Annotated in this window: 8 protein-coding genes; 4 read left to right on the top strand and 4 right to left on the bottom strand. The window is 50.4% G+C overall.

Features of this window, described 5'->3' with window-relative positions; translation table 11 throughout:
- Nucleotides 1–177: 177 nt before the first annotated feature.
- Both purU and INF73_RS14335 read right to left on the bottom strand, forming a co-directional pair.
- The gene (purU, locus tag INF73_RS14340; RefSeq protein WP_028013439.1) at nucleotides 178–1,020 is read right to left on the bottom strand and encodes a formyltetrahydrofolate deformylase; all 843 of its coding nucleotides are present in this window, start codon (nucleotides 1,018–1,020) and stop codon (nucleotides 178–180) included.
- A 46-nt stretch (nucleotides 1,021–1,066) separates the two neighbouring features.
- Nucleotides 1,067–1,525 (bottom strand): YchJ family protein, encoded by a 459-nt coding sequence (locus tag INF73_RS14335; protein ID WP_041909602.1) that lies wholly within the window; start codon nucleotides 1,523–1,525, stop codon nucleotides 1,067–1,069.
- A gap of 114 nt (nucleotides 1,526–1,639) precedes the next feature.
- Between INF73_RS14335 and rssA the strand changes: the two genes are divergently transcribed.
- The 3 genes from rssA (at nucleotide 1,640) to galU (ending at nucleotide 4,756) form a co-directional block, all read left to right on the top strand.
- Nucleotides 1,640–2,542 carry a patatin-like phospholipase RssA gene (gene rssA, locus INF73_RS14330; protein ID WP_028013437.1) on the top strand — a complete coding sequence of 301 codons (903 nt, stop codon included), beginning with the start codon at nucleotides 1,640–1,642 and terminating at the stop codon, nucleotides 2,540–2,542.
- 91 nt (nucleotides 2,543–2,633) lie between these two features.
- On the top strand, nucleotides 2,634–3,647 hold the full coding sequence (gene rssB, locus INF73_RS14325) for a two-component system response regulator RssB (RefSeq protein WP_193541868.1): 1,014 nt from the start codon (nucleotides 2,634–2,636) through the stop codon (nucleotides 3,645–3,647).
- 200 nt (nucleotides 3,648–3,847) lie between these two features.
- Nucleotides 3,848–4,756: a UTP--glucose-1-phosphate uridylyltransferase GalU gene (gene galU / locus INF73_RS14320; protein WP_028013435.1), complete on the top strand. Its 909-nt coding sequence runs from the start codon at nucleotides 3,848–3,850 to the stop codon at nucleotides 4,754–4,756.
- Between the two features lie 198 nt (nucleotides 4,757–4,954).
- On the opposite strand, the gene hns is transcribed toward galU, so the two are convergent.
- On the bottom strand, nucleotides 4,955–5,368 hold the full coding sequence (gene hns / locus INF73_RS14315; protein ID WP_028013434.1) for a histone-like nucleoid-structuring protein H-NS: 414 nt from the start codon (nucleotides 5,366–5,368) through the stop codon (nucleotides 4,955–4,957).
- Nucleotides 5,369–5,916: 548 nt separating this feature from the next.
- Here hns and tdk point away from each other — a divergent pair.
- On the top strand, nucleotides 5,917–6,531 hold the full coding sequence (gene tdk, locus INF73_RS14310; protein WP_028013433.1) for a thymidine kinase: 615 nt from the start codon (nucleotides 5,917–5,919) through the stop codon (nucleotides 6,529–6,531).
- Between the two features lie 65 nt (nucleotides 6,532–6,596).
- On the opposite strand, the gene adhE is transcribed toward tdk, so the two are convergent.
- Nucleotides 6,597–9,275, bottom strand: coding sequence for a bifunctional acetaldehyde-CoA/alcohol dehydrogenase (gene adhE / locus INF73_RS14305; RefSeq protein ID WP_028013432.1), 2,679 nt, complete (start codon nucleotides 9,273–9,275; stop codon nucleotides 6,597–6,599).
- Between the last annotated feature and the right edge of the window lie 352 nt (nucleotides 9,276–9,627).

Raw genomic sequence — 9,627 nt, 5'->3', positions numbered from 1 at the left:
GCCGCTCGGGAACCCCACCACGGGGTAATGCTTTTTTACTGGCCTGCTTCCTGCTGGAAGCGGGGCGCATCATATCAAATGAGACGCCCCTGTAAAGCATTCCTTTAGGGAAAAGAAGCTGTTTGCCTGCTTTTTATCCGTAAAGGCGCAAAGCTAATCAATTCATTTTCCGAAAGATTAAAGAATGATGGTTCTGTTACCGTACACAAAGACACGCTGCGCCAGCACCTGATACAGGGCACGACTCAACACGTTCTTCTCAACGTCACGTCCGGCGCGCATCATATCTTCTGCGGTGTAGGTGTGATCCACGTGAATCACGTCCTGCATGATGATTGGACCTTCGTCCAGATTGTCATTCACGTAGTGCGCGGTTGCGCCGATGATCTTCACGCCGCGCTCGTACGCCTGGTGATAAGGCCGCGCGCCAATAAAGGCCGGCAGGAACGAGTGGTGAATGTTGATAATCTTGTTCGGGAAGCGGGCGACGAAGGAAGGCGTCAGCACGCGCATATATTTCGCCAGCACCACGTAGTCCGGGTTATGCGCTTCAATGGCAGCAGCCATCAGGTTGTCGTGCTCTTCACGGGTATGGCCTTCATGGCTCACCAGCTCAAACGGAATATCAAAACGCTCAACCAGCGTGCGCAGGGTTTCGTGGTTGCCGATAACAGCGGCAATTTCTACGTCCAGGCCGCCGTAGTTGGCCTTCATCAACAGATCGCCCAGGCAGTGAGCTTCTTTCGTCACCAGAATCACAATGCGACGACGGCCCGCAGGATTCAGCTCACGCACGGAACCGTCCGGCAGCGCGCTGTCCAGATCGGCCAGCAGGGTGGTGTCGTTGAAAATGCCTTCCAGTTCGGTACGCATGAAGAAGCGACCGGTACGGTGGTCAACGAACTCGTTGTTCTGCACGATATTCAGTTCATGCTTGTAGCAAATATTGGTGATTCGTGCGATCAGCCCTTTTTGATCGGGACAGATAGTGCGCAGAACTTTACGTTGTAATGATTGCATCGCCGGGAAATCCTGTTTGTATTTGCGAAGTCTGGGTTGTCAGGCGTTACTGCCCGCAACACTTTTTGAATTTTTTTCCTGAACCACAAGGGCAGGTATCGTTACGACCAAACTGTGGGCGCGTACCGTCAATATAGTACCACTGCCCGCTTTCCTTTAAGAACCGGGAACGCTCGATAATGGCGCCAGGCCTGGCGTTCTCGGTAAAACGGGCAACAAAGCTGACAAAGCCTTCGTCGTGGTGGCTACCGGGTGAAGATTCAAACACGGTAAGCCCAAGCCAGTGGGTGTTGGCGAACCCGGCTTCGATCTCCTGTCGGAAATCGGCGGCGTGGCAGGACGGGTGCCAGGTTTTTATCAGGTAGTCTGCGTCTTTGATCACAAAAGCAGTATACCGTGAACGCATGAGGTGTGACGGATCCGGTGCAACCTGATTGCCAGAAAGATATCGCTGGCAACATAGGCTATACTCCAGAGCGCTACCACAGGGGCAGAGTTGAGACACGATTCTCTTCCTGGAACAAAAAATAAGGGCGTAAAACGCCTCGGGTAGCACTATGTTAACTGAGCAGTTGCGTTGACGCTATGTCAGGAATCCAGGGGAAGTAAAACAGGGCTAATGAGAAAGGTTAAAATTGGACTGGCGCTGGGATCAGGTGCAGCCCGGGGATGGTCTCATATCGGCGTGATTAATGCCTTAAACAAGATGGGCGTTGACGTTGATATCGTAGCAGGATGTTCAATCGGATCGCTTGTCGGCTCCGCCTACGCGTGCGGCAAGCTTCCGGATCTCGAAACCTGGGTGCGCTCCTTCAGCTATTGGGACGTGCTGCGTCTGATGGATCTCTCCTGGCAGCGCGGTGGGCTGTTGCGCGGTGAACGCGTCTTTAACCAGTTCCGCCGGGTGATGCCTCTCGAAGACTTTACTGACTGCCGGATGCCTTTCGGCGCCGTCGCAACCAATCTCAGCACAGGCCGTGAACTCTGGCTGACCGAAGGGGATATTCACCTTGCGGTGCGTGCTTCATGCAGTATTCCTGGGCTTATGGCGCCCGTGCCCCATAACGGTTACTGGCTTGTCGATGGTGGCGTCGTGAACCCGGTTCCCATCTCTCTGACGCGCGCCATGGGGGCGGACATCGTCATCGCCGTTGATTTGCAGCACGACGCTCATCTGATGCAGCAAGACCTTATGCCGGTCAATCTGCAGAGCGAAGATGCCGACGTCGAAAAGCTTGCCTGGCATGAACGCCTGCGCGGAAGAATTGGTCGCCTGGCCGCACGACGCTCGGTTGCCGCACCGACGGCCATGGAGATCATGACCACCTCAATTCAGGTTCTTGAGAATCGCCTTAAACGTAACCGTATGGCTGGCGATCCTCCGGATATTCTTATTCAGCCTTACTGTCCGCAAATCTCTACCCTTGATTTCCATCGGGCTGAGGCCGCCATCGCAGCGGGCTCGCTAGCCGTCGAAAAGAAAATAGACGAGTTGCTGCCGTTTGTGCGAACAGCACGTTAAGCACCTTTTTTTGACTACTTCAGCAAAATCTGACAGGCGATAGTGCCGATAGCATGCCACTATTTAGTAACTGTCAGCCAGGGGAGGAACCATGACGCAGCCATTGGCCGGAAAACACATTTTGATTGTTGAAGACGAGCCCGTTTTCCGATCGCTACTGGATTCGTGGTTATCCTCGCTGGGAGCAAACACTTTACTGGCTGAAGATGGTGTCGACGCGCTGGAAAAAATGACCGGTATTACGCCCGATCTGATGATTTGCGACATCGCGATGCCGCGAATGAATGGGCTGAAACTGGTTGAACATCTGCGCAACGAAGGTGACCAGATGCCCATTCTGGTGATCTCCGCGACAGAAAATATGGCGGATATTGCCAAAGCATTACGTCTTGGCGTTCAGGATATTTTGCTGAAACCCGTCAAAGATCTGAACCGGTTACGTGAAACGGTATTTGCGTGCCTTTATCCAAATATGTTTAATTCCCGCGTTGAGGAAGAGGAACGCCTTTTTCAGGACTGGGACGCGCTGGTGAGTAATCCGCCAGCGGCGGCGAAATTGTTGCAAGAACTTCAGCCTCCCGTTCAGCAAACTATTTCCCACTGCCGCGTAAACTATCGCCAGCTGGTGGCGGCCGATCAGCCTGGGCTGGTGCTGGATATTGCACCTCTGTCTGATTCCGACCTCGCATTTTATTCTCTGGACGTAACCCGTGCAGGGGATAATGGCGTATTAGCTGCATTGTTACTTCGCGCGCTCTTTAATGGATTATTGCAGGAACAGTTATCACATCAGGGACAACGGCTCCCTGAGTTAGGCAGTTTACTCAAACAGGTAAACCAGCTTTTTCGTCAGGCCAATTTACCCGGACAGTTCCCGCTGCTGGTTGGTTATTACCATAGCGGTTTAAAGAATCTTATCCTCGTTTCTGCAGGTCTCAACGCGTCACTGAATACCGGGGAACACCATATTCAGGTGAGTAACGGGGTGCCGCTTGGAACACTGGGAACCGCGTATCTAAATCAAATTAGCCATCGCTGTTCTTCCTGGCAGTGCCAAATTTGGGGTGCCGGGGGAAGGCTTCGCTTAATGTTGTCCACGGAATAAGCAATTGGATCTTAATTTTAAGATTGCTTTACCTGTGTTTTCTCGGGAGTGCTACTATCGCTGCCCAGATTCATGCGTATTTGTCCTAATTCATCGGCAACGCGTTCTTTTCAGACCCGGACTGCGGGGCGAGGCTGATATACTCAACGCGTTATTTATTGCATAAAAGTTCAAAACTTGAACAGCTCAGGAGAATTTGAATGGCTGCCCTAAATTCGAAAGTCAGAAAGGCCGTCATCCCGGTAGCGGGATTGGGGACCAGGATGTTACCAGCAACTAAGGCGATTCCTAAAGAGATGCTGCCTCTGGTTGATAAGCCATTAATCCAGTATGTCGTTAATGAGTGTATCGCGGCCGGCATTACTGAAATTGTGCTGGTTACGCATTCATCTAAAAACTCTATCGAAAACCACTTCGATACAAGTTTTGAACTCGAAGCCATGCTGGAAAAACGCGTTAAGCGTCAGCTGTTAGAAGAAGTTCAGTCTATTTGCCCTCCGCACGTCACCATTATGCAGGTTCGTCAGGGGCTGGCTAAAGGTCTGGGCCACGCGGTTATGTGTGCACACCCGGTTGTGGGTGATGAGCCCGTCGCGGTTATTCTGCCTGACGTGATTCTGGATGAATACGAATCCGATCTTTCCCAGGACAACCTGGCTGAGATGATCCACCGCTTTGACGAAACGGGCTGCAGCCAGATTATGGTTGAGCCAGTTGAAGACGTGACCGCTTACGGTGTGGTTGACTGCAAGGGCGTGAACCTTGAGCCAGGCGAAAGCGTGCCAATGGTTGGTGTCGTAGAGAAGCCTAAAGCCGACGTAGCGCCGTCTAATCTTGCAGTGGTGGGTCGCTATGTCCTGAGTGCTGAAATCTGGCCTCTGCTGGCGAAAACGCCTCCAGGAGCAGGGGATGAAATCCAACTGACGGATGCCATTGATATGCTGATCGAGAAAGAGACCGTTGAGGCTTACCACATGAAAGGTAAGAGCCATGATTGCGGTAATAAGCTCGGTTATATGCAGGCGTTCGTTGAATACGGCATTCGCCATAATACGCTGGGTGAAGAATTTAAAGGCTGGCTCAAAGAGAGTATGGGTATTAAGAAATAATCCAGGCGTAAATCTATGAAACCGGTGTGGCGCTGCCCACCGGTTTTTTTATGCCCATAAAACGCCATGATCAGCCTGTTTGTAAGCGAAACTAAATAGCCGAATAACGCTTTATGACGGAGTGTAAGAGGATGTTAGTGATAAATTGCGGGCAAAAAAAATCCCACCAGAGGCGGGATTTTTCTGAATTCGGCTTGATTAATCCTTGATCAGGAAGTCATCCAGCTGTTTACCTTGCTCATCCATAGCTTTCTTGATTACAGCAGGAGTACGGCCCTGGCCGGTCCAGGTTTTAGTTTCGCCGTTCTCATCTACATAGCTATATTTAGCAGGACGGGCAGCGCGTTTTGCTTTGGTACCGGTTTTTGCAGCAGCAATGCTGTTCAGCAATTCATTTGGATCGATACCATCAGCAATCAGCATTTCACGATATTGCTGCAGTTTACGCGTACGCTCTTCGATTTCAGCTGCAGCAGCGCTTTCTTCTTCGCGACGTTCATTAACTACAACTTCTAATTTTTCCAGCATTTCTTCGAGCGTTTCAAGGGTACATTCTCTTGCCTGCGCACGAAGAGTACGGATGTTGTTCAGAATTTTAAGTGCTTCGCTCATTGTAGTAATCTCAAACTTATAATGGGGGGTGGTTTGTTGACCTAATAATAGAGCCATAAATTCAGATGTGCAATAGCCAGGAATGTAAGGAATTCAAAAAATACTAAATAAAGCCGCTATTATTAATTACGCTAACTTAAATTTCCTCTTTGGCAGTCTCGCTTGTTATCACGATAACCTGCTTAACCCCGCCGCTTGCATCTTTTTTTTGTGACATTTGCCGCAGGAATTATAGTTGCGGCGGATAAATATCAGCCTTTTGTATTAGTTCCAGGCGACGGTGTTAAGGCAGGAATAGTTAATAAATAGTGAATTTTAATGAACGCAGATTCCACTATAAAAAGAAGTGTTATGTTTGGTTAACCATATAACCTATTCACCAGCATGACCGTCATTACTCTCTGTTTTAGCGGATTATTTTTGCGAAAAGAGGGCGTTTTACACCTTTCAGCACGGCATCGTTTGTGCGGCGTGTCGCTGATGACCAGACAAAATATGGTACAATGAATCATCGGGAATATTAAACATTGATTAGGGTTTTACGGCCAATGGCACAACTTTATTTCTACTATTCGGCAATGAATGCCGGGAAATCCACCGCACTGCTGCAATCCTCATACAATTACCAGGAGCGAGGAATGCGTACCGTTGTTTATACCGCTGAAATTGACGATCGCTTCGGTGCAGGGAAGGTGAGTTCCAGAATAGGCCTCTCTTCGCCAGCCAGGCTGTTTAACCCGCAAACTGACCTGCTGGAGGATATCCGCGCTGCGCATGCGTCAGAGCCCATTCACTGCGTGCTGGTTGATGAGAGCCAGTTCCTGACGCGTGAACAGGTGCACGCGCTCTCTGAAGTGGTTGATGAGCTCGATATCCCCGTTCTGTGCTACGGGCTGCGTACGGACTTCCGCGGGGAGCTGTTTGCCGGAAGCCAGTATTTGCTTGCCTGGTCAGATAAGCTGGTTGAACTAAAAACTATCTGTTTCTGCGGACGCAAGGCCAGCATGGTGCTTCGTCTCGACCAGGCTGGAAAACCTTATGCGGACGGTGAGCAGGTGGTGATTGGTGGCAATGAACGCTATGTGTCGGTCTGTCGTAAGCATTATAAGGAAGCGTTGTCCGTAGGCTCGCTGACGGCGATCCAGCACGACAACAGAAAATAATATCCGCCGCTATTCAGACATAAAAAAACCCGCCATACAGGCGGGTTTTTTCCTCAGGCTGTCAGTTAAGCGCTTTTCTTCGCTTTCTTGTCAGCTTTAATGACAGGAGCTTCTGTTTTCACAGCTGCAACGTCACCTTCTTTGAACTCACGACCGTAGTAGGTATCCAGCAGAATCTGTTTCAGCTCGGAGATCAGTGGGTAGCGCGGGTTAGCACCAGTACACTGGTCATCGAAGGCATCTTCAGACAGCTTGTCTACGTGAGCGAGGAAGTCAGCTTCCTGAACGCCTGCTTCACGGATAGATTTAGGAATACCCAGTTCAGCTTTCAGGCTTTCCAGCCATGCCAGCAGTTTCTCAATCTTCGCAGCAGTACGGTCGCCCGGTGCGCTCAGACCAAGGTGGTCAGCGATTTCAGCATAACGACGGCGCGCTTGCGGACGGTCATACTGGCTGAACGCAGTCTGCTTGGTTGGGTTGTCGTTGGCGTTATAGCGGATAACGTTGCTGATCAACAGGGCGTTCGCCAGACCGTGAGGAATGTGGAACTGTGAACCCAGCTTGTGCGCCATAGAGTGGCAAACACCCAGGAAGGCGTTCGCAAACGCGATACCGGCGATGGTTGCTGCACTGTGGACACGTTCACGTGCTACAGGGTTTTTAGAACCTTCGTTGTAGGACGCTGGCAGGTTTTCTTTCAGCAGTTTCAGAGCCTGCAGAGCCTGACCGTCAGAGAACTCAGACGCCAGTACAGAAACGTAGGCTTCCAGCGCGTGAGTCACGGCATCCAGACCACCGAACGCACACAGAGACTTCGGCATTTCCATGACCAGGTTGGCATCAACGATAGCCATATCTGGCGTCAGCGCGTAGTCAGCCAGCGGATATTTCTGACCTGTTGCGTCATCTGTTACTACCGCGAATGGCGTCACTTCTGAGCCGGTACCGGAAGTAGTGGTGACGGCGATCATTTTCGCTTTCACGCCCATTTTCGGGAACTTGTAGATACGTTTACGGATGTCCATAAAGCGCAGCGCCAGTTCTTCGAAGTGGGTTTCCGGATGTTCGTACATAACCCACATGATTTTCGCGGCGTCCATTGGGGAACCACCACCCAGTGCGATAATCACATCTGGTTTGAAGGAGTTCGCCAGTTCAGCACCTTTGCGTACAACGCTCAGGGTTGGGTCAGCTTCAACTTCGAAGAACACTTCAGTTTCGACGCCAGCTGCTTTCAGCACAGAGGTGATCTGGTCAGCGTAGCCGTTGTTGAACAGGAAACGGTCAGTCACGATGAGCGCACGTTTGTGGCCATCAGTAATCACTTCATCCAGCGCGATTGGCAGAGAGCCACGGCGGAAGTAGATAGATTTCGGAAGTTTGTGCCACAACATGTTTTCAGCTCGCTTAGCAACGGTTTTCTTGTTGATCAGGTGTTTTGGACCAACGTTTTCAGAGATGGAGTTACCACCCCAGGAACCACAACCCAGAGTCAGGGAAGGTGCGAGTTTGAAGTTATACAGGTCACCGATACCACCCTGAGAAGCAGGGGTGTTAATCAGGATACGGGCAGTTTTCATCATCTGACCGAAGTGGGCAACACGCTCTGGCTGGTTATCCTGGTCGGTGTACAGACATGAGGTATGACCGATACCGCCCATGGCAACCAGCTTCTCGGCTTTTTCTACCGCGTCTTCGAAATCTTTCGCACGGTACATAGCAAGCGTAGGAGACAGTTTTTCGTGAGCAAACGGCTCGCTTTCGTCGACAACTTTAACTTCACCGATCAGGATCTTGGTGGTCGCCGGAACGGTAAAGCCCGCGAGTTCAGCGATTTTATAGGCTGGCTGACCTACGATGGCAGCGTTCAGCGCGCCATTTTTGAGGATGATGTCCTGAACCGCTTTCAGCTCTTTGCCCTGCAGCAGGTAGCCGCCGTGGCTGGCGAAACGCTCGCGTACTGCATCGTACACGGAATCAACAACAACTACAGACTGTTCAGATGCACAGATAACGCCGTTATCGAAGGTTTTAGACATCAGCACAGACGCAACAGCGCGTTTGATGTCAGCGGTTTCATCGATAACAACGGGGGTGTTACCTGCGCCTACACCGATTGCTGGTTTACCGGAGCTGTATGCTGCTTTAACCATACCAGGACCCCCGGTCGCCAGAATCAGGTTAATGTCCGGGTGATGCATCAGCGCGTTAGACAGTTCAACAGAAGGTTGGTCGATCCAGCCAATCAGATCTTTTGGTGCGCCCGCAGCAATTGCTGCCTGCAGAACGATGTCGGCTGCTTTATTTGTTGCGTCTTTCGCACGTGGATGTGGAGAGAAGATGATTGCGTTACGGGTCTTCAGGCTGATCAGCGATTTGAAGATAGCCGTTGAAGTAGGGTTAGTCGTTGGAACAATACCGCAAATGATGCCGATAGGTTCGGCGATGGTGATCGTCCCGAAGGTGTCGTCTTCAGACAGAACGCCACAGGTTTTCTCATCTTTATAGGCGTTGTAGATATACTCAGAAGCAAAGTGGTTTTTGATCACTTTATCTTCAACGATACCCATGCCAGATTCGGCAACGGCCATTTTAGCGAGAGGGATTCGAGCATCTGCAGCAGCCAGAGCGGCCGCGCGGAAGATTTTATCAACCTGTTCTTGGGTGAAATTGGCATATTCACGCTGGGCTTTTTTAACGCGCTCGACGAGGGCGTTCAGTTCAGCGATATTAGTAACAGCCATAATGCTCTCCTGATAATGTTTAAACTCTTTTAGTAAACCAGCGCTCGATACGTCAGACAGTATAGACAGTGCCAATACGACTTGCGTTACATAAAGTAAAACAAAGGGTTACTTTATGCTCCAGTACACTAATTTACTAAAAGAGCCTTACCTTAGCATCATCCCTTTTTGTCAGGTGACCTCCCTGGGGGCGTAATCAAGATTACTCACTTCTGAGTACGGAAATCATGATCTGCGTCAATTTTCCACCAAGCTGATACCTTTCAGCAGGGTTATTTAATGGATATATTTCCACTGTTAATTAATTAAGTAACTATTGGAAGTGACGCTATCATTGTCTCAACATATGTTT

This window comes from Enterobacter cloacae complex sp. P6RS (assembly GCF_014982245.1).
Taxonomy (GTDB): domain Bacteria; phylum Pseudomonadota; class Gammaproteobacteria; order Enterobacterales; family Enterobacteriaceae; genus Enterobacter; species Enterobacter bugandensis.
This window is presented reverse-complemented; position numbering and strand designations above follow the sequence as displayed.

Coding starts and splice junctions, on each gene's coding strand:
- purU (WP_028013439.1), bottom strand. CDS start 1,020: ATGCAATCATTACAACGTAAAGTTCTGCGCACTATCTGTCCCGATCAA.
- tdk (WP_028013433.1), top strand. CDS start 5,917: ATGGCACAACTTTATTTCTACTATTCGGCAATGAATGCCGGGAAATCC.
- rssB (WP_193541868.1), top strand. CDS start 2,634: ATGACGCAGCCATTGGCCGGAAAACACATTTTGATTGTTGAAGACGAG.
- hns (WP_028013434.1), bottom strand. CDS start 5,368: ATGAGCGAAGCACTTAAAATTCTGAACAACATCCGTACTCTTCGTGCG.
- rssA (WP_028013437.1), top strand. CDS start 1,640: ATGAGAAAGGTTAAAATTGGACTGGCGCTGGGATCAGGTGCAGCCCGG.
- adhE (WP_028013432.1), bottom strand. CDS start 9,275: ATGGCTGTTACTAATATCGCTGAACTGAACGCCCTCGTCGAGCGCGTT.
- galU (WP_028013435.1), top strand. CDS start 3,848: ATGGCTGCCCTAAATTCGAAAGTCAGAAAGGCCGTCATCCCGGTAGCG.